The following is a 19935-nucleotide window of genomic DNA, read 5'->3' on the forward strand; positions in this document are numbered from 1 at the left end:
ACGTATCAGCAGCAGGCGCTCCGGTCGTCGTGCCGGAACTGGTTGCCGCCGGCGCGCTTGGCCGCGTACATGGCGTGGTCGGCGGCGCCGATGAGCATGTGGATCACGGTCTGTGCATCGTCGTCGGCGGGCAGGGGCAGGCATACCGCCGCGACACCGACGCTGGCGGTGACGGGAAACGGGACCACGTCCACCGCGGTGCACATGCGCTGCGCCCAGTCGTCGATCTGGCCGGCCTCGAGCAGTTCGGCGAGCACGAACTCCTCACCTCCGAGCCGGCCCACCACCGCCCCCTCACCCGCCCCTGCGCGCAGCGCCTGAGCGACGGCGACGAGCGCCTCGTCACCGATCGCGTGTCCGCGACTGTCGTTGAGCTGTTTGAAGTCGTCGAGGTCGACCACCGCCACCGCGAGATGGACGTGCCGGTCGCGATGGGCGCTGAGGAGCTGCTCGATCTGCTGGTACACCGCCCGACGGTTGAGCAGGCCCGTGAGCGGGTCGCGGGCGGCCCGCAGCAGATCCACCCCCAGCGCATGCACGATGGCCTGCACGGCGAACGGCACCGCGACGTTGAGCACCAGGACCAGCAGCAGCAGGCCGACGGCCAATGCGGGGTCAGAGGTCTCGACCGCGAGCCGAACCGTCTGCAGCACACCGACATACAGCGCGACCCCGAAGTTGTACAGCATGTATCCGGGCGTGTGGAACAGCGCGATGTAGCCGCCGGTGGTGGCGAAGACCGTACAGCCCATCAACCCGACCATCGGGTCGTCCTGCACGTAGCACGCCAGCGTGATGAACAGGTTGGCCGCCAGGATGTAGGCGACGGACTGCGCGCGGGTGGGCCAGCGCACCACCCACAGCGTCGCGGCGCACAACCCACCGAGCACCGCGATCCGGCTCAGCACCTGGTCCGGCCCGGCATCCGGCCCCCGGGAACTCATCGCGAGGACCGCCGGGACGAGCGCCAACGCCACGGTGCTGGACGCCAGATTCCAGCGCGCCACCCCGAGCATGCCGCGCGCAGCCAGATACCCGGTGATCCACTCGAAGTGGTCGGGCTGCCGCCACCACCGACGAAACCAGTGCACCAGCGACCCCCCCCTTCACCCACTGGCAGCCACGAGTTCGCTGGAACCCACCGGCAGTGCCCGCCGCAGCCTAACGCAGCGCGGGGTTGACGGGGCACCGCTGCGGGTAACGCACCGGGGTGGACCCCACCGCCGAACCGGCCGACCGTTGCTTCGATGTCCTCGTCGTCGGCGGCGGCAACGCCGGTGTCAGCGCGGCGGCGCGGCTGATCCGTAAGGGCGTCACCGACGTGGCGCTGATCGAACCGCAGCGCGTCCACACCTACCGGCCTTTGCTGTCCTATGTCGGCGGCGGACAGGCGGCGATGCGGGACGCCGAGCGGACCCAGCGGTCGGTGACCCCACGCCGATGCACGTGGCTGCAGGACGCCGCGGCGATGATCGATGCGCCCAACCGCACGGTGTCGTGCTCGTCGGGCCGCCGCTACCGCTATCGGGATCTGATCCTCGGCACCGGGCTGGTGCCCGACACCGACGCGCTGCCCGGGATCCACACCGCGCTGGACACGCCGGCGGTCGCGAGCAACTACGTGGACCGCGCCGAGGAGACCTGGCAACTCGTGCAGGCCATGCCCCCCAGCGGGCGTGTGGTGTTCACCGTGCCGCGCCCGCCGGTCAGCTGCACCGCGACGACGCTCAAACCGCTGTTCCTGGCCGCCGCGCACTGGAAGCGCACCGGGCGCTTCCCCGGCGTCGACATCACCCTCGTCGTCGACCGGCCACACCTGCTCCCCGCGCCGCGCATCGACGACCGGCTGCGCGACCATCTGCGGGCCCTGGAAGTGCGCGTGCTGTTCGACACCGCGGTGACCGCGCTGAGCCCCGACCAGCGCAACATCACGGTGACCGGCCGCGACGGCTCCAGCGAGACGCTGCCGTACGACATGCTGCACCTCGTACCGCCGTTCCGCGGCGTCCGCTGGCTGGAGGGTTCGGGCCTGACGAATGGGCGGCCCCACGGGCTCATCGACATCGACCCCGAAACGCTGAGACACCGCACACATCCGGAGATCTGGGCGGCGGGCGACGCCGCGGCCGTCGAAACCGATCCGTCGGGCGGTGCGCTGCGGCGGCAGGTCTCGATCCTGGTCGAGAACCTGCTCGCCGCCCGCGAGGGCGGAGACCTCCAGCGCTACGACGGCTACACGGTCGCGCCGGTCACGACCGACGCGCACCACCTGATACCAGGGGAGTACGACCGGACCGGATCGGTGGCGTCGTCGCTGCCGTCGTTCGTCGACCCACTCGAATCTCGCCGCACGGCGTGGGCGTTCGACCGCTACGTGCTGCCGCGCACCTACTGGAACCTCATCCTCAGAGGGCGCGTATAAATCGTCATCGCCGCCGCGCCAGACCGGCCGCCGCGGATCGGACCGCGCCGGTCAGTCGCGCCACCAGCGGGCTGTCGAGTTTCCAGCACTGCCAATACAACGGCACGTCGAGATGCACGTCGGCGACCCGGACGAACGAACCACCGGCCAGTTCGGGGACGGCCAGTTGCTCCGGGTACATCCCCCAGCCCAGCCCGGCGCGCACCGCCGCGCCGAACCCCTCCGCGGTGGGCACGTAGTGCACCGGCCGGGTGATCGCGCGGCGAAATGCCCGGCGGATCAGCATGTCCTGTAACGCATCATCGCGATTCCAGGCCAGCGACGGCGCGTGCGCCGCGGCGACCGCGGTGAAACCGTCGGGCAGATACCGCTCGACGTACCCCGCGCTCGCCACGGGCAGGTACCGCATCACCCCGAGGGACTGCACCCGGCAGCCGGGCACCGGGCTGCGCTCGGTGGTGACCGCCCCCATCACCACGCCTTCGCGCAGCAGCCGGGCGGAGTGATCCTGATCCTCGATCCGGATGTCGAACAACACCTCCGAGACGTCGCCCAGCACGGCGGTGAACCACGTGGCCATGGAGTCCGCGTTGACGGCCACCGCCACCCGCGGCACCAGGGCGGCGCCCGGACCGCCGAGCTCCCCGAGCGCTTCGGCCTCGAGCAGCGCGGTCTGCGCCGCGAGGCGCAGCAGTGGTATGCCCGATGCTGTTGCCCGACAGGGCTTTTCGCGCACCACCAGAACCTGTCCGACCCGCTGTTCGAGCGCCTTGATGCGTTGGCTCACCGCGGACGGGGTCACATGCAGGTGCTCGGCGGCCGCGTCGAAGCTGCCGAATTCGATCACCGCCGCGAGGGCGGCCAGTTGGTCGGCGCCGAGGCGGACCTCGTCACGCGTCCGCGAATGGGCTGTGGCCACCGAACCAATCTAGGATTCCTGGCGCCCGCCGTGGTAATTCGCCGTCGACGGTGGTTCACCTTAGGGTTCGTCCCATGAATCGCCTCGATCGCTTCTTCGAGATCTCCGCGCGTGGGTCGACGCTCGGCGCCGAGGTCCGCGGCGGCCTGGTCACGTTCATCGCGATGGCCTACATCATCGTGCTGAACCCGATCATCCTGTCGAGTTCCGACGACGTGGAGGGCAACTCGCTGCAGTTCGCCCAGGTCTCGGCGACCACGGCGCTCGCCGCGGGGGTCATGACGATCCTGTTCGGTCTGATCGCACGGTTGCCCTTCGCCTTCGCCGCCGGCCTGGGCATCAACTCGTTCCTGGCGACGACGGTGGTCGGTGACGTCACCTGGCCCGAGGCGATGGGCCTGGTGGTCATCAACGGTCTGATCATCGTGCTGCTGGCGGTGACCGGTCTGCGGCGACTGGTGTTCGACGCGGTGCCGATGCAACTGAAGCTGGCCATCACCGCGGGCATCGGATTGTTCATCCTGTTCATCGGCCTCGTCGACGCCGGTTTCGTCAACTCCACCGGGCTGGCGTCGCCGCCGGTCGGGCTGGGTGCCGGTGGACTGGGCTCGATCAACACCGTGCCGACGCTCATCTTCGTGATCACGCTGCTGGTCACCGGTGTGCTGGTCGCGCGGCGGGTGCGCGGCGGCATCCTGATCGGCCTGGTGGCCGGAACCGTCATCGCCGTCGTCGTCGAGGCGATCTGGGATCTGGGATCGGCCCAGGACAAGGCCGGCGGCTGGAGCCTGTCGGTGCCGCAGTTGTCCGGTTCGCCGTTCGCGCTACCGGACCTCTCGCTGGTCGGTGAGTTCAGCCTGACCGGTGCCTTCGAGCGCATCGGGATCCTCGCGGCGGTGATGCTCGTCTTCACGCTGGTGTTCGCCAACTTCTTCGACGCGATGGGCACGTTCACCGGGCTCTCGCGCGAGGCGGGGCTCTCCGATGACCGGGGGACGTTCCCCCGGTTGCGCTCCGCGCTGATCGTCGAGGGTGCGGGCGCGGCAGTCGGCGGTGCGTCGTCGGCGTCGTCCAACACGGTGTTCATCGAATCCGGCGCCGGTATCGAAGAGGGCGCCCGCACCGGCCTGGCGAACCTGATCACCGGTGCGCTCTTCCTCGCCGCGATGTTCGTCTCCCCGCTGGCCTCCATCGTGCCGACGGAGGTGGCCGCGGCCTCCCTGGTGGTCGTCGGCGCGATGATGGTGTCCCACCTGCGCCACATCGAACTGTCGGAGTTCTCAGTGGCGCTGCCGGTCGTCCTCACCGTCGCCGCCATGCCGTTCACCTACTCCATCGCCAACGGAATCGGTGTCGGGTTCATCTCGTGGGTGGTCGTCCGCTCCGGCGCCGGGAAGGCCCGCGAGATCAGCCCGCTGCTGTGGGTCGTGGCCGCCGGCTTCCTCTTCTACTTCGCCCGCAGCTGGATCGAGACCCTCATGGGAGTGTGACCGGCTCGGCCTGAACGTCACCGCGACATGCTGAAAACCCTTGACCCGCTCGGCCTTCGCCTTGCGCGTGTAGGTGCGCCGATCGGCGGAGGTCAGCGTCACCGAGTCGGTGAACGGGGTGAGCAGGGCGCGCGGGTACAGGTGGTCGACCCGCACCACGTTGAGCTCGGCGCACAGCACCAGGCTGACCGAGATGAGGTAAAGGAACGCCAGGAGCCCGAGGACCAGTGCGAACACGGTGTTGGTGGCACTGGCCGAACTGACCGTGCGCGCGACGTAGCCTGCGCCGAACCACTGCAGGAACTGCCAGATCAGCGCCCCGGCGAGCGCACCGGGTAGCACCTGGCGGTAGGTGAGCTCACGGCTCGTCGTCGTCCGGAACGCGACCAGCAGGATCCCGGTGTTGATCGCGATGGTCCCCACCACGACCCCGGCCGTGCCCAGCACCCCGAGATCGTCGACGGCACGGCCGACGGCGGACAACAGGGTCGCGGCGATCGCCGCGGACCCCAGCACCAGCAGAAGCAGCAGACTACGGACGCGTGAGCGGATCGGATCCGGGCGCACGTTGCGCGGCACCGCCCACACCGAGTTCATCGCGTTCTGGACCGCCTGGCCGACGCCGGACCCGCCGTAGAGCGCGCCGAGGATGCCGACCACGACGGCGACCGCGCCGCCGCTGAGTTGTTCGGGCTGTGCCAGTTGCTCACCGATGAGCGGGAACTGGTTGACCGTCGACTCGACGATCTGCCGCTGCAGCTCCGGGCGGCCGACGAGCACCACACCGAGCGCGGTGGTCAACAGGAGCAGCAACGGGAACAGGGACACGAACGCGTAGTAGGTGATCAGCGCGGCGAGGTACCCACCCTGGTCGTCGACGTACTTGTAGACCACCGCGATGACGTAACCCATGGCGCGGCTGCGCTGTTGGAGCCTGTCGAACCAACCGATCACCGCGAACCGCCTAGCCGTCGGTCGGCTGCGCCGGCTCCACGGTCGCCAGTTGGTCGATACCGCTGATCCGCAGCACCGGGATCAGGTACGGGTTGGCGACCAACCGCATCTGCGGCACCTGGTCGGCGTGCACGGACAGCGCGCCGATCGCGGCGCTGTCGAGGTATTCGACGGCGCTGAGATCGACGGTGACCGTTCCCCCGGCGCCGTCGGCCGCCGCGATGACGGTGATCAGCGCCCGCGTGAAGGTCTCGACGTTGCTCAGGTCGATCTCGCCCGCGGCGACCAGCAGCGGGGTGCCGTCCGTGTGCCGGTCGGCGTTGACGGTCAGCGGTGTGGCCATCACAGGATCCCGGCCTCGAGGTGGACCGTGGTGCCGTCGTCGCCGGGCCTGATCGTCACATCGTCCATGAGGCCCTCCATCAGCGCGACGCCGCGGCCGCGCCGGGTGTCGACCTCGGTGCGCGGGGTTTTCCACGAACCGGTGTCGAGTATCGACACCTGCAGCCGGTCGACCATTGCGGTCGCGCGCAGGGTGACGCGTCCGTCGGGCCGGTCACGGTGCCCGTGCTCGATCGCGTTGGCGACCGCCTCGCCGGCGGCGATCAGCACGTTCATCGCCTGATCAGGTCCGACGCCCGCCTTGGTCAGCCAACGGCGAAGGGCCGTACGGGAACTCGCGAGGTATTCGTTGCGCGCCGGGAACACCAGGTCGAGCGGGGCGGGCTGGCGGTAGAGCAGCAGCGCGACGTCGTCCTGGTAGCCACCGTCGGGTGCGAGGCGGGACATCAGCTGGTCGGCGACCGCGTCGAGGGCATCGGATCGACCGTCGGCGACCAGGTCGGCGGCTCGGCCGATACCCGTCTCCAACGAGGCGCGGCGACGCTCCACCAGCCCGTCGGTGTAGAGGAGCAGCGTGGTCCGGGCGGACAGGGTCACCCGGGCCTCCGGCCGTTCCTGATCGGGCCGCAGCGCCAGCGCGAAGCCGCGGGCGTCGTCGAGCACGCGGTGGCCGTCGTCCGGACCGACGAGGATGGGCGGGGGGTGACCGGCGCTGGAGTACACCAGTTCACCGGTTTCGGGTGAGAGCACCGCACACCACACGGTCGTGCAGCGCGCCCCCGGCAGCCGCGCCGCGAACCGGTCGAGACCGGCGAGCGCCGCCCCGGGACTGGGCTGGTCGAGCAGGAGTGCACGGCATGCGCTGCGCAACTGGCCCATGACGGTGGCGGCCTCCAGGTCGTGGCCGACGCAGTCGCCCACGACCAGCGCGATGCAGTCGCCGTCGAGATCCACGACGTCGTACCAGTCGCCGCCGACCTGCAGCGGCCGGGTCGCCGGGTGGTAGCGGACGGCGAACCCGCCCGGCAGCCGGGCGGGGCCGAGGATCGCGTGCTGCAGCGTCAGCGCGGTCTCCCGCTGCTGATCGAGCCGGTGCACCCGCTGCAGACCCTGGCCGAGACGGCCCGCGAGGACCGTGAGCAGCGTGCGGTCCTCCGGGGTGAACGGCCGTTGTTCGAGCAACTCGATCCACAGGACGAGGACACCGCGGGGATGTTGCAGCGTGATACCCGCTGTGCCGTACTCCTCGGTGTCGGCGGTCAGCAGATCGGCGGTACGCAGCGCGGTGATCGTATCGCGTTGTCCGGCAGGCAGATCCGACCATTGCACGGCCTCGCCGGCGCAGATGACGTCCGGGGTGACGTCGCCGTCCGCGCCGGGGAAGGTCACGGCCAGCACCCGGCGCGCCTGCCACAGCCGGTGCAGTTCCGCGACGGCGGCGCGCAGCGCCCCGTCGAGGGTGTCGGCTTCTGCCAGTTGCGCATTCAGCGCGGCCAGCGCCATCTCGCGCTGCACGATGTAGTGCTCGGCGGTGACGTCGCGGAACGTACCGACCGCCACGCGGCGGCCGGTGTCGGGATCCCGGGCGGGGTTGAAATTCGCGTTCACCCAGAGCCGGTGCCCGTCGCGGTGCACGACCGGGAAGGTGAACTCCCCGCGGCTCTGACCCATCACTCCGCCGAAGGCCTGGCTGGTCTGACGGTAGCCCTCGGGATCGGTGTCGGGGTCGGGCCACCACGGCTGCACGGGTTGGTACGGCAGACCTTCGGGACCGTAGCCCAGGATCTGGCTGAACGCGGCGTTGATCTCGACGACCGCACCGTCTTCGTCGCAGACGAAGAACGCCTCCTGCAGTGAGTCGATCAGCGCGGTCCGCCAGCGGCTGTGGTGGTTGCGCAGGCGTGCCAGCGCCACGTTGGCGTGCACCCGAGCCAGGAGTTCGGCTGCCGCAAAGGGTTTCACGAGGTAGTCGTCGGCGCCGGCGTGCAGGCCCTCGATGGACGATTCCTGCCCCGCCCGCGCCGACAACAGCAGTACCGGCAGTGCGGCGGTGCGGGATTCCGCGCGCAGGGCCGCGACCAGTTCCAGACCGTCGAGACCAGGCATCATGACGTCGCTGACGACGAGGTCGGGCAACTCCGCCCGGATGGATTCCAGTGCCTGTCTGCCGTCGGACACCGCCGTCACCTCGTAGCCCGCGCCGCGCAGCAGACCGGTGAGGTATGCGCGCATGTCGGCGTTGTCGTCGGCGATCAGGATCCGGGCCGGTACGGCAGTGCCGGTGCCACTCCCGCCCGTCGCCGGCACCGGCGCGGCGATCGGGTCTCGAGAGTCGGATTCGGGATCCGATGCGGGCAGCCAGCGCAGCGCCTCCTGCAGGTAGGGGTCGGCGTTGGCGGAGACGCCCGACACCCGCCCGTGCGGCACGACCTCGTCGGCCGGCAGATGCGCCGCGCCGAAGGGCATCTGGATGGTGAAGGTGGTGCCTCGGCCTTCCTCGCTCTGGGCACCGATGGTGCCTCCGTGCAGGCCGATGAGTTCCTTGACCAGCGCCAGACCGATCCCGCTGCCCTCGGTGGACCGGGCATCGACCGTCTCGACCCGGTGGAACCGCTCGAACAGCCGGGGCATCTCCGCCTCGGGGATCCCGACCCCCGTATCGGCTACGGTGACCACGGCCACGCCGTCGTCGGCGGTGACGCGCACCGTGACAGCGCCCTCGCGGGTGAACTTCAGCGCGTTGGAGAGGAGGTTGAGGACGACCTTCTCCCACATGTCGCGGTCCACGAAGACCGGTTCGGCCAGCGGCGGGCAGTCGACGGTGAACTCCAGCCCCGCCCGCTCGATCGCCGAACGGAACACGCTCGCCAGTTCGGCGGTGACGGCGGCGAGGTCGACGGGTTCGAACTGCGCCCGCATGCGGCCGGCCTGGATGCGGGAGAAGTCGAGCAGCGTGTTGACCAGCTTCGCCAGCCGTAATCCGTTGCGGTGCGCGAGTTCCAGTTCTTCGCGCACCCGCACGTCGAGCTCACTGGTGCGGAGCATCTCGGCCAACGGCCCGAGGATCAAGGTCAGGGGTGTGCGGAATTCATGGCTGATGTTGGAGAAGAACGTGGTCTTGGCGAGGTCGAGCTCGGCCAACTCCTCGGCCCGCCGCTGCTGGGCCCCGTAGCTGCGGGCGCTGCCGATCCCGGCGGCGATGTGCCCCGCGACCAGTTCGATGAACCCGCGGTAGGGGGCGTCCAGCCTGCGGTGGGAGTTCAACGCCGCCACCAGGAATCCGACCGGGTCGGCGCCCTGCTGCAGCAGTGGGACCACCAGCGCCTGCGTGGGCGGGTCCGGCCACACCCCGCGGGGCAGGGCCAGCGACTCGCCGTCGATCTCGAGCAACACGGTCTCACCCTCGGCGGGCTGCCGGACCGGCCACACCGACATCCCGTCGGCCGACAGGGTTTCCGGCGCCGCCGCGTGCCCTGGTGTGATCCCGCTGCTCGCGGCGAGAACCGCATCGCCATCGTCACCGAACAGATAGGTCAGCGTGAACGGCAGGTCGTGGCGGTTGCGGCCCAGTTGCTCGGCGGCGAAATCGAGCATCTGCCGTTCGGTGCGTACGACGCTCGGATCCGATCCGAGGTCCCGCAGCGTCGTCATGCGGCGTTCGGCGATCACCCGCTCGGTGTCCTCGCTGACCACGCAGAGCATGCCGACGACCTGACCGCCGTCGTCGCGCAGCGGGCTGTAGGAGAAGGTGTGGTAGGTCTCCTCGGAGTACCCGGACCGTTCGAGGAACAGCAGCAGCGCCGAATCCCACGTCGCCCGGCCGGTGGACAACACGGATTCGATCCGGGGACCGATGTCGGGCCAGATCTCCGCCCACACCTCGCTGGCCGGCCGGCCCAGCGCCCACGGGTACTTGCGGCCCAACGTGTCCCGCCGGTAGGCGGCGTTACAGAAGAAGGTCAGTTCCGGACCCCACGCCATCCACATCGGGAACCGTGACGACAGCAGGATGTTGACGGCGGTGCGCAGGCTCTGGGGCCAGGCGGTGGGGTCCCCGAGCGCGGTCGACGCCCAGTCGACCATGGCGAGATGACGGCCCACTTCCGGGTCCGCGCCGAACAGTGCACTCGCAGAGGAGGTCAACGAAGCCGCCCCAGCTTCCTCAACGCCCAACCGACATCCCTCTCAGCGCCGCGGATCGACGCACGAAGGCGGCGCCGCGCCAGGGCGCGCGCCCGCGCCCGGCGTGATCGTCACCTTATGGTCGAGCGCCGCGGTCGCGGCGCCGTCTGTCCCCGGAGTCATCCGTGGATGCAGGCTGCCCAAAGCGGGTGAAAGTGAAACCAGGTTCATCAGCCGCCCCGGGTGAGTACCGCGGGGGCGGCACGCCGCTGAGCGTCGAGGATCAGCACGGCCACGTGAAGCGACGTCATGGACTCCGCGTCGTCGAGATCGACGCCGAGGGTCCGGCCGATCGCGGCCAACCGTTTGTAGAGCGCGGGCCGGCTCATGTGCAGCCGTTGCGCCAACGCCGCCTTGTTGCCCGCCACCTGCAGGTACTGGCGCAACACCTCCAGGTTCGACGGCACGCGCTCGTCGTCGTCGAGCAGCAGTGCCCGCAACTCGGTCTCGGCGAACTGCTGCACCCGCGGATCGTCCCGCAACAGCGCGATCAGACCGCGCAGGCGTACGTCGGACGCGCGGTAGACCGCCCGGCCGTGGCCGTGCATGGCGATGGCGACCTCGCCGACGTGGGCGGCTTCGCCCAGCCCGTGGATCGCCTCGACGATCTCGGCGGCGGGATCACCCACCGCGCACACCGAGCGGCCCTCGGAACGGGCACCGCCGTCGCGGCGGCGCACCTCGGCGTGCACCCGTTCGCCGAGTGCGGTCAGCGCCCGGTCCCAGCCGCCGCGCCCGGGGTCGAGCGCCACCAGCGCGCCGATCTCGCCGTCGCGGCGGATCGAGCACAGCGCGGTGTGGCCCGCGGCGTTGACCGTGTGCGCGACGGCGTCCAGCAGTTCGACGTTACGGCGTTGCGCCACAACGGGATCCATGGTGGCCGCCCCGCGGTCGACCCGCACGACGAGCGGCAGGTACCGGGCGGACCTGCGCAGTCCGAGGGCGTGCGCCCGAGCCGCGGCCTCGCGTTCGTCGGTGATGCGACCGGCCACCACATCGTCGATCAGCCCGCTCTGGGCCTGCTGGTGCAGCCCGCTGCGGTTGCGCTCGATCATCCGGTGCAGGGCCAGCGCCGCCGCCGCCCGTTCGAGGACCATCGTGGCGCGGGCCCGGTCGGGGGGTGCCGCGGGGACGATCAGGCGCCCCCACTCCTCGCCGCGCGGTCCGACCGAGGTGACCGCCCAGTCCCCGTCGGCGGCGCTCGCCCGGGACCGCCGCTCCCAGTTCTGCAACAGCGTCGCGGCCGCGTCGCCGCCGGGAGCGACGGCCAGCGCCTGGTGGGCGAGGTCCTCGAGGACGACCGGTTCGCCGAGGATGCGCGCCGCGGCGTCGACGATCCCGGCCGGGGACGCGCGTTTCATGCTCAGCTCGGTGAACGTCTCGTGCACACGCCGGTCGAACGCCACCTCGTCGTACTGGGCGGCCACGATCCGCCGGTGCACCACCTCGGTCACGGCGACGAACTTGATCTGCCGGTGCAGCGCGACGAGCGCGAGGTCCAGCCGTTCGGCATGGGCGACGACCCACTGCGGCACCGCCGTCATCGCCGTCCCCAGTTCGACGACCACCCCGACCGCGCCGGCGTCGGCGAGCCCCTGCAGGTAGCGCCGGGGATCGGCGGCCAGCCCGGCACCGGTGGTCAGCACCAGTTCGCCGCCCTGCAGCAGCGCAGACAGGTCGGCCACGTCGCCGACGTGCACCCACCTGATCGGGTCCTCCCAGCGGCGCGCGCTGAGCACCTCGGGTTCGCCGCGCGCGACGACCGGCAGCCCGATCACGTCGGCCACGGTCATCGTCATTTACACAATGTAGCCCCGGACGAAGAATCAGTGACACTCTGCAACGCCCTGCAGCGCGGAGGCCGTTGCACACTCGGTCGCATGGCGAACACTGTTCAGCACTGGTGCAACAACGACGTCTTCGCGGGTGGCTCGCAGGCCACCGCGCCGGTGACAAATCCGGCGACCGGTGAGGTGACCGGTCAGGTCGCGCTGGCCGGCGTCGAGGATGCCCGCACGGTGATCGAGGCGGCCGCGGCGGCGTTCCCGGCATGGCGGGACACCTCGCTGGCCAAGCGCACCTCGGTGCTGTTCAACTTCCGCGAACTGCTCAACGCCCGCAAGCACGAGTTGGCCGCGATCATCACCGCCGAGCACGGCAAGGTGCTCTCCGACGCGCTCGGCGAGGTCAGCCGCGGCCAGGAGGTCGTCGAGTTCGCCTGCGGTATCCCGCATCTGCTCAAGGGCGGGTTCACCGAGAACGCCTCGACCAACGTCGACGTGTACTCCATCCGCCAGGCCCTCGGGGTGGTCGGCATCATCAGCCCGTTCAACTTCCCGGCCATGGTGCCGATGTGGTTCTTCCCCGTCGCGATCGCCACCGGCAACACCGTCGTGCTCAAGCCGAGCGAGAAGGACCCGTCGGCGTCGCTGTGGCTGGCCCGCCTGTGGAAGGAAGCCGGACTGCCCGACGGCGTGTTCAACGTGCTGCAGGGCGACAAGACCGCGGTCGACGAACTGCTCACCCATCCGAAGGTTAAGGCGGTGTCGTTCGTCGGGTCCACCCCGATCGCCCAGTACGTCTACGCCACCGGCACCGCCGCGGGTAAGCGCGTGCAGGCCCTGGGTGGGGCGAAGAACCACGCGGTGATCCTGCCCGACGCCGACCTCGACCTGGCCGCCGACGCCATGGTCAACGCGGGCTTCGGCTCGGCCGGGGAACGCTGCATGGCGATCAGCGCCTGTGTGGCCGTCGGGCCGATCGCCGACGACCTGGTCGCCAAGATCGGTGAGCGGGCACGCGCACTTCGCACCGGTGACGGCACCAAGGATTCCGACATGGGCCCGCTGGTGACCAAGGCCCACCGCGACAAGGTGGCCTCCTACATCGACGCCGGGGAGGCCGACGGCGCCAAGGTCGTCGTCGACGGCCGCCAGGTCTCCGCCGACGGTGGCGAGAACGGCTTCTGGCTCGGACCCACCCTGCTCGACAACGTCACCCCCGAGATGAGCGTCTACACCGACGAGATCTTCGGCCCGGTCCTGTCGGTCGTGCGCGTCGAGACCTACGACGAAGCGCTCGAGCTCATCAACAGCAATCCCTACGGCAACGGCACCGCGATCTTCACCAACGACGGCGGCGCGGCCCGGCGCTTCCAGAACGAGGTCGAGGTCGGCATGGTCGGCATCAACGTGCCGATCCCGGTGCCGATGGCCTACTACAGCTTCGGCGGCTGGAAGAACTCGCTGTTCGGCGACAGCCACGCCCACGGCACCGAAGGCGTGCACTTCTTCACCCGAGGCAAGGCCATCACCCAACGCTGGCTCGACCCGTCCCACGGCGGCATCAACCTCGGCTTCCCGCAGAACAACTAATTTTCGCGCCGAGAGTACGGTTGTTGCACGCATCGCCCGAGTAGCGGCGTCAACAACCGTACTTTCGGCGCAGGAGGAGAATCCCCATGACGCTCACCAACGAGACCACCCTGCCCAACGGCCTGTCGATCGACGACGCCCGCGCCGAGGCCGCCCGCGCCTACGAACTCGACCGCGCACACGTCTTCCACTCCTGGTCGGCGCAGGCCGAGATCTCGCCCATGGTGATCACCGCCGCGCAGGGCAGCTACATCTGGGACGGTGAGGGTCGGCGCCTGCTGGACTTCTCCTGCCAGCTGGTCAACACCAACATCGGCCACCAGCACCCGAAGGTCGTCGCCGCCATCCAGGCGCAGGCCGCCAAGCTGTGCACGGTCGCCCCGCAGCACGCCAACGACGCCCGCTCCGAGGCCGCCCGGCTGATCGCCGAGCGCACCCCCGGCGAGCTGAACCGGATCTTCTTCACCAACGGCGGCGCCGACGCCGTCGAGCATGCGGTGCGGATGGCGCGGCTGCACACCGGCAAGTACAAGGTGCTCAGCCGTTACCGCTCGTATCACGGCGGCACCGAGACGGCGATCAACCTGACCGGTGACCCGCGCCGGTGGCCCAACGACCACGGCAACGCCGGCGTCGTGCACTTCTTCGGCCCGTTCCTGTACCGCTCGCAGTTCCACGCCACCACCGAGGCCGAGGAGTCGGCCCGCGCGCTGGCCCACCTCGAGGACATCGTCCGACTCGAGGGTCCGTCGACGATCGCCGCGATCGTGCTGGAGTCCATCCCCGGCACCGCGGGCATCATGGTCCCCCCGCCCGGTTACCTGGCCGGTGTCCGCGACATCTGCGACCGCTACGGCATCGTGATGATCGCCGACGAGGTGATGGCCGGCTTCGGGCGCAGCGGTAAGTGGTTCTCCATCGACCACTTCGACGTCACCCCCGACCTGCTGACCTTCGCCAAGGGCGTCAACTCCGGTTACGTGCCGCTCGGTGGCGTCGCGATCGGCCCGGCCATCGCCGAGACCTTCGCCCATCGCCCCTACCCGGGCGGGCTGACCTACTCCGGGCATCCGCTCGCGACGGCGGCGGCCGTGGCCACCATCAACGCGATGGAGGAGGAGGACATCGTCGGCAACGCCGCCCGCATCGGCGCCGAGGTGCTCGGACCCGGTCTGGCCGAACTCGCGGCCCGCCACCCGAGCGTCGGCGAGGTCCGCGGCACCGGGGTTTTCTGGGCGATCGAACTGGTCGCCAATCCGCAGACCCGCGAACCGCTGGCCCCGTACGGCGCGAGCAGCGCAGCGATGAACGCCGTGGTCGCCGCGTGCAAGGCGAACGGCCTGCTGCCGTTCGCGAACTTCAACCGGATCCACGCCGTACCGCCGTGCACGGTCACCGCCGACGAAGTCCGCGAAGGTCTCGCGATCCTCGACCAGGCACTCGACGTCGCCGACTCGCACCTGTAACCGTCGCTGACACCCCCTCGCCGGAAGACGCCGGCGCCTCGGCATCCGTAGGGTTGGTGGCCAGGGTTGGTGGGCCGGTGGTCGGCACGTGCGCAACGACGCGCCGTTTCGACATCGCGGCAGTGTGGAACTACCTCCCGAAGGTCGAACCACCGGGAACCAGGTCGTGAAGGGGATGCATGTCTGAGGCGCCAGAGACGGACTACGACGACCAGGCCGGGTCGGGCACCGACGATCAGACGAACGAGCCCAGCGAGATCACCTACGACGAGTACCTGCATCCGGCGCGTCCGCGGGCGCTGCGGTTCCGTCCCCGCGTCAAATCGCCGTTCACCCGCCGCTCGGTGGCCCAGGACGGTCCGGCGCGCGCGGACAACCCGGCGTACGTGTCGTGGCTGCTGTCGCAGTCGATGCTCGCCGACGCCAACGAGATCAGCCAGCAGTTCTCCGGTCAGGGCTCGATGTGGCAGAACCCGTACGCCACACCGAGCCCGCGCGGCGCGGTGGAGACGGCGTCGGTGTGGTTCACCGCCTACCCGTTGTCGTTGATCACCCGGCCCAACGAGTCGTTCCTCAAGGCGCTGGCCGACGACGAGATGTGGAAGGCGTTCGCCGACATCGGTATCGAGGCCATCCACACCGGACCGGTCAAGCGCGCGGGCGGGATCTCGGGGTGGCAGACCACCCCGAGCGTCGACGGCCACTTCGACCGCATCAGCACCGAGATCGACCCGGCCTTCGGCACCGAGGAGGAGTTCCGCAAGATGTGCGGGACGGCCAACTGGTACGGCGGCACGATCATCGACGACATCGTGCCCGGCCACACCGGTAAGGGCGCCGACTTCCGCCTCGCGGAGATGAAGTACGCCGACTATCCGGGGATCTACCACATGGTGGAGGTGGATCCCCGCGACTGGGAACACCTGCCCGCCGTGCCGCCCGGTGTCGACTCGGTCAACATCGACCAGGCCACCGAGGAGTGGCTGGACAAGGCCGGTTACATCATCGGCCGCCTGCAACGGGTGATCTTCTACGCCGAGGGCATCAAGGAGACCAACTGGAGCGTCACCCGGCCGGTGCTCGGCGTCGACGGCGTGGAGCGCCGCTGGGTGTACCTGCACTACTTCAAGGACGGTCAGCCGTCGATCAACTGGCTCGACCCGTCGTTCGCCGGGATGCGCCTCGTGATCGGGGACGCGCTGCATTCGCTCGCCGACCTGGGCACCGGCGGACTTCGTTTGGACGCCAACGGTTTTCTCGGCGCGGAGAAGACCGCGGCCGAGGACAGCACCGCCTGGTCGGAGGGTCATCCGCTGTCCGAGGCGGCCAACCATCTGATCGCCAGCATGGTGCGCAAGGTGGGCGGGTTCACCTTCCAGGAGCTCAACCTCACCATCGACGACATCCGCCAGATCGGCGAAGCGGGCGCGGACCTGTCCTACGACTTCATCAACCGGCCCGCCTACCAGCACGCCCTGGCCACCGCGGACACCGAGTTCCTGCGGCTGACGCTGCGCACCACGCTGGAACTCGGCGTCGACCCGGCGTCGTTGATTCACGCCCTGCAGAACCACGACGAGTTGACCTACGAACTCGTGCACTGGTCGAACGGACACCGCGACGACATCTACACCTACAAGGGTGAGGAGATCACCGGAGAGGCGCTCGGCGAGACGATCCGCCGGGACCTCAGCGTACGGCTCACCGGCGAGAACGCCCCGTACAACCTGGTTTTCACCACCAACGGGATCGCCTGCACCACCGCGACGGTCATCGCGGCCACCCTCGGCATCACCGATCTGGACGAGATCGACGACGATCCGGTGCGCATCGACCGCATCCGGCGAGCCCATCTGCTGCTGGCGATGTTCAACGCGCTGCAGCCGGGGGTGTTCGCGCTGTCGGGGTGGGACCTGTGCGGCATGCTCACGTTGCCGGCCGGGCAGGTCGGCGAACTCCTGCGCGGCGGCGACACCCGGTGGATCCACCGGGCCGCCCACGATCTGATGGGCGTGAATCCCGGTGCGACACAGTCGTTGGCGGGGATGCCGCGGGGGCGGAGCCTCTACGGGTCGATCCCCGATCAGCTCGACGACGAGACCAGCTTCCTACGCCAGTTGCAGGCGATCCTGCGGGTGCGTTCGCACTACGGCATCGCGACGAGCCGCCAGGTCGACATCCCCGAGGTCTCCCACCGCGGCATGCTCGTGCTGGTGCACCAGCTGGCCGACGAGGGCCGCTATCAGTTGACCGTGCTGAACTTCGCCAACGAGGAGGTCGCCGGAACGGTGCGCTCCGAGGCGCTGCCACCCGGTGCCGAGGTGTCGGACATGTTCACCGGCCACGCCTTCGCCACGGTCGACGACCTGCACAGCTTCACCGTCGAGATGCCCGCGCATCACGGGATGTCCCTGCTGGTCGAGGTCACCGCCGACGACTCCGAGACGTGATCGGCTGCTAAGCGGAAAGTGTAAACGGCCCGAATCTCCGGCCGCGCTGACAGACTGAGGCGGATTGCCCTGCGGCACAGACGGAGATGACAATGCCCGAACACGATATGCGCGCATACGACTACGAGAAGATGAAGAAGGACGCCGAACCCTTCATCAAGTTCGAGAAGGACGTCGAGAACCGGATCGCGTACATCACCTTCGACCGTCCTGAGGCGCAGAACTCGACCACGATGGGCATGCGGCAGAACTACGCCGATCTGATCCACAAGTGCAACGTCGACGACGACGTCAAGGACAACGATCTGAATTTCCCGCCCGAATGGCGACTCAGCCGGTCGGGGCGCAACAAACCCTGATGAGCGGTGACTGGGTCGTCGGCGACCATCTCGGCCTGCCGATCCCCGCCACCGCCGCTGCACTGCGTGACGGCGGAGAGACGTTTCTGACCAACGCGTTTCGCGCATTCGGTGCACTCACCGAGGACAACCGGGTGGTACGGATCGGCCGGTGCGACGAGATGACCGGCGGCAGCACAGGCCGCAAGATGCTGCTCGACGTCGAGTACGCCCGCCCCGAACCGGGTCTGCGCACGGACCTGTTCGTCAAGTTCTCCCGCGACTTCGACGACCCCGTCCGGGACCGCGGGAGAACCCAGATGGCTTCGGAGGTGGTGTTCGCGGCGCTGTCGCGGACGCCCGGGTTCCCGATCGCGATCCCCCATCCCCGGTTCGGGGACTACCACGCCGGCACCGGCACGGGAATCCTGATCACCGATCGGATCCCGTTCGGGTGCAACGGTGTCGAGCGCCAGTACGAGAAGTGCCTGGACGAGGACATGCCGCATCCCGACGAGCACTACCGCGCGCTGGTCACCGCGCTGGCGCGGCTGGCGGGCGCGCAGCGGTCCGGTCGGCTGCCTGAGCAGCTCTCGGCGGCGTTCCCCGTCGACCTGCGGGCGGCGACCGTCGGGGAACCGGTGACGTTGTCACCAGATCGATTGCAGCGCCGGTTGTCCCGTCTCGGAGAATTCACCGAGACCCACCCGGGACTGCTGCCACCGCATGTGCGGACCTCCGGCTTCCTGGCGCGCCTCGGCGAGGAGGCCCATGAGGTGTTACGCCGCGAGCAGGCGATCTGGCGATCGCTGCGGGACGCCGACGACCACATCGCGCTGAGCCACTGGAACGCCAACGTCGACAACGCGTGGTTCTGGCGCGACGGCGGCGGCGTGCTGCAGTGCGGGCTGATGGACTGGGGCTGCGTCAGCCGACTGAACCTCGCGATGGCGCTGTGGGGCGCGTTGTGCGCCGCCGAAACCGACCTGTGGGACAACCACTTCGACGAGCTGCTCGTGCTGTTCTGCACCGAGGTGGAAGGCGCAGGAGGACCACGACCCGATCCGGTGCTGATGCGGCGGCACCTGATGCTCTACATGGCGCTGATGGGCATCACCTGGCTGCTCGACGTGCCTGCGCGCATCGGCAACCGCCTGCCCGACGCCGACGTCCACACCACGAGACACGATCCACGCATCCGTGGGGACGAGAGCCTGCGCGCTCCGCTGCAGATGTTCACCAACATGTTGAACCTCTGGCAGACAAGGGGTTTGAGCGGCCACCTGGAGGGGCTCGACTAGGGTCCGTTCACATGTTCGGCCACGTCGATGCGCATGACGTGGCGCAGTGCGCCGACGAACACGGGCGGATACGCCCCGACGCCCGCTTCGGCGAGCCACTTCTCCGCCGTCTCCGGACGTTCCAGCCATCGGCGGGCGCTCGCCTCGTCGGCGACGTCCTGCAGGAACATGACCTCGTGCGGATCGTCCAACGCCCGGAAGATCCATACGTTCTCGATCCCGTTGCGGCGGAACAGGTCACGGGTGCGGTGGACCTGGCCCAGCAGAGTGTCGACGTCCCGCACGACAGTGACGCCCGCGATCACCACCGCGGGCGCCTTGGCCGTCCAGTGGTGACCGGGTTCGATGTGGAAGCGGTCCACGAGTTCACCCGCGAACACGGCGGGTAGGTCCGCCACCCCGACCGCGTCGAACCAGTCGAAGAAGACGTGTGAGCGCAGCAGGTCCGCCACGGGTTCGACGGTGTGCAGCGCCATGGTGACCAGCACCCGGTCGGGTTCGCTGATCGAGGTGTGTACGAACACGTGATGGGCGCCGATTGCGGCGAGTTCCGCCCGGCGCCGTTCGAGCAGCGGCCACACCCGCGAGGGATCGGCGACCCGGTAGTCCGACGTCAGGATCAGAGAACCCGCGACACCGGTGGTCACCGCGTCTTCTCCCGACACGGCCATCATGTTACCGAGCGTGAGAACGACAT

At 69.5% G+C, this 19935-nt stretch carries 12 protein-coding genes and 2 pseudogenes; 7 read left to right on the forward strand and 7 right to left on the reverse strand.

Translation table 11 applies throughout. From position 1 onward, the window contains the following. Positions 1–5: 5 nt before the first annotated feature. The gene (locus G6N49_RS21605) at positions 6–1091 is read right to left on the reverse strand and encodes a GGDEF domain-containing protein (RefSeq protein WP_163647429.1); all 1086 of its coding nucleotides are present in this window, start codon (positions 1089–1091) and stop codon (positions 6–8) included. A gap of 119 nt (positions 1092–1210) precedes the next feature. Here G6N49_RS21605 and G6N49_RS21610 point away from each other — a divergent pair, with 119 nt between their 5' ends. Further along, the gene (locus G6N49_RS21610; RefSeq protein WP_083045587.1) at positions 1211–2422 is read left to right on the forward strand and encodes an NAD(P)/FAD-dependent oxidoreductase; all 1212 of its coding nucleotides are present in this window, start codon (positions 1211–1213) and stop codon (positions 2420–2422) included. Between the two features lie 4 nt (positions 2423–2426). Here G6N49_RS21610 and G6N49_RS21615 read toward each other — a convergent pair whose 3' ends face one another. Then, positions 2427–3341 (reverse strand): LysR family transcriptional regulator ArgP, encoded by a 915-nt coding sequence (locus G6N49_RS21615; protein ID WP_064873429.1) that lies wholly within the window; start codon positions 3339–3341, stop codon positions 2427–2429. 164 nt (positions 3342–3505) lie between these two features. Between G6N49_RS21615 and G6N49_RS29605 the strand changes: the two are divergent. Then, a pseudogene (locus G6N49_RS29605) lies at positions 3506–4624 on the forward strand (NCS2 family permease); the annotation flags it as partial. Here the strand turns inward: G6N49_RS29605 and G6N49_RS21625 are convergent. The 4 genes from G6N49_RS21625 to G6N49_RS21640 form a co-directional block, all read right to left on the reverse strand. Then, complete coding sequence (locus tag G6N49_RS21625) at positions 4622–5785, reverse strand: YihY/virulence factor BrkB family protein (protein WP_011557779.1); 1164 nt, start codon at positions 5783–5785, stop codon at positions 4622–4624. The pseudogene G6N49_RS29605 and the gene G6N49_RS21625 overlap by 3 nt on opposite strands. Before the next feature lie 10 nt (positions 5786–5795). Further along, on the reverse strand, positions 5796–6128 hold the full coding sequence (locus G6N49_RS21630; protein ID WP_011557778.1) for an STAS domain-containing protein: 333 nt from the start codon (positions 6126–6128) through the stop codon (positions 5796–5798). After that, on the reverse strand, positions 6128–10300 hold the full coding sequence (locus tag G6N49_RS21635) for a SpoIIE family protein phosphatase (protein ID WP_011557777.1): 4173 nt from the start codon (positions 10298–10300) through the stop codon (positions 6128–6130). Before G6N49_RS21635 ends, G6N49_RS21630 begins: the two co-directional genes overlap by 1 nt. A gap of 179 nt (positions 10301–10479) precedes the next feature. Further along, positions 10480–12108 (reverse strand): PucR family transcriptional regulator, encoded by a 1629-nt coding sequence (locus G6N49_RS21640; RefSeq protein ID WP_083045583.1) that lies wholly within the window; start codon positions 12106–12108, stop codon positions 10480–10482. 81 nt (positions 12109–12189) lie between these two features. Here G6N49_RS21640 and G6N49_RS21645 point away from each other — a divergent pair, with 81 nt between their 5' ends. The 5 genes and pseudogenes from G6N49_RS21645 to G6N49_RS21665 all read left to right on the forward strand — a co-directional run bounded on the left by G6N49_RS21645 (position 12190) and on the right by G6N49_RS21665 (position 19238). Beyond that, positions 12190–13683, forward strand: a complete 1494-nt coding sequence (locus G6N49_RS21645; RefSeq protein ID WP_011557775.1) for a CoA-acylating methylmalonate-semialdehyde dehydrogenase — start codon at positions 12190–12192, stop codon at positions 13681–13683. A gap of 86 nt (positions 13684–13769) precedes the next feature. After that, on the forward strand, positions 13770–15149 hold the full coding sequence (locus tag G6N49_RS21650) for an aspartate aminotransferase family protein (protein WP_011854365.1): 1380 nt from the start codon (positions 13770–13772) through the stop codon (positions 15147–15149). A 179-nt stretch (positions 15150–15328) separates the two neighbouring features. Next, on the forward strand, positions 15329–17599 hold the full coding sequence (gene treS / locus G6N49_RS21655; protein WP_011557773.1) for a maltose alpha-D-glucosyltransferase: 2271 nt from the start codon (positions 15329–15331) through the stop codon (positions 17597–17599). 107 nt (positions 17600–17706) lie between these two features. After that, positions 17707–17895 (forward strand): annotated as a pseudogene (locus tag G6N49_RS21660) (hypothetical protein); the annotation flags it as partial. 62 nt (positions 17896–17957) lie between these two features. Next, positions 17958–19238: a hypothetical protein gene (locus tag G6N49_RS21665; protein ID WP_011557771.1), complete on the forward strand. Its 1281-nt coding sequence runs from the start codon at positions 17958–17960 to the stop codon at positions 19236–19238. On the opposite strand, the gene G6N49_RS21670 is transcribed toward G6N49_RS21665, so the two are convergent. Next, complete coding sequence (locus G6N49_RS21670) at positions 19235–19885, reverse strand: hypothetical protein (RefSeq protein ID WP_011557770.1); 651 nt, start codon at positions 19883–19885, stop codon at positions 19235–19237. The genes G6N49_RS21665 and G6N49_RS21670 overlap by 4 nt on opposite strands. Between the last annotated feature and the right edge of the window lie 50 nt (positions 19886–19935).

The organism is Mycolicibacterium monacense, assembly GCF_010731575.1.
GTDB classification, from domain to species: Bacteria; Actinomycetota; Actinomycetes; order Mycobacteriales; family Mycobacteriaceae; genus Mycobacterium; species Mycobacterium monacense.

Bases quoted from the DNA above. Each gene is read 5' to 3' on its own strand.
- G6N49_RS21630 (WP_011557778.1), bottom strand. From the start codon at position 6,128: ATGGCCACACCGCTGACCGTCAACGCCGACCGGCACACGGACGGCACC.
- G6N49_RS21640 (WP_083045583.1), bottom strand. From the start codon at position 12,108: ATGACGATGACCGTGGCCGACGTGATCGGGCTGCCGGTCGTCGCGCGC.
- G6N49_RS21645 (WP_011557775.1), top strand. From the start codon at position 12,190: ATGGCGAACACTGTTCAGCACTGGTGCAACAACGACGTCTTCGCGGGT.
- G6N49_RS21650 (WP_011854365.1), top strand. From the start codon at position 13,770: ATGACGCTCACCAACGAGACCACCCTGCCCAACGGCCTGTCGATCGAC.
- treS (WP_011557773.1), top strand. From the start codon at position 15,329: ATGTCTGAGGCGCCAGAGACGGACTACGACGACCAGGCCGGGTCGGGC.
- G6N49_RS21665 (WP_011557771.1), top strand. From the start codon at position 17,958: ATGAGCGGTGACTGGGTCGTCGGCGACCATCTCGGCCTGCCGATCCCC.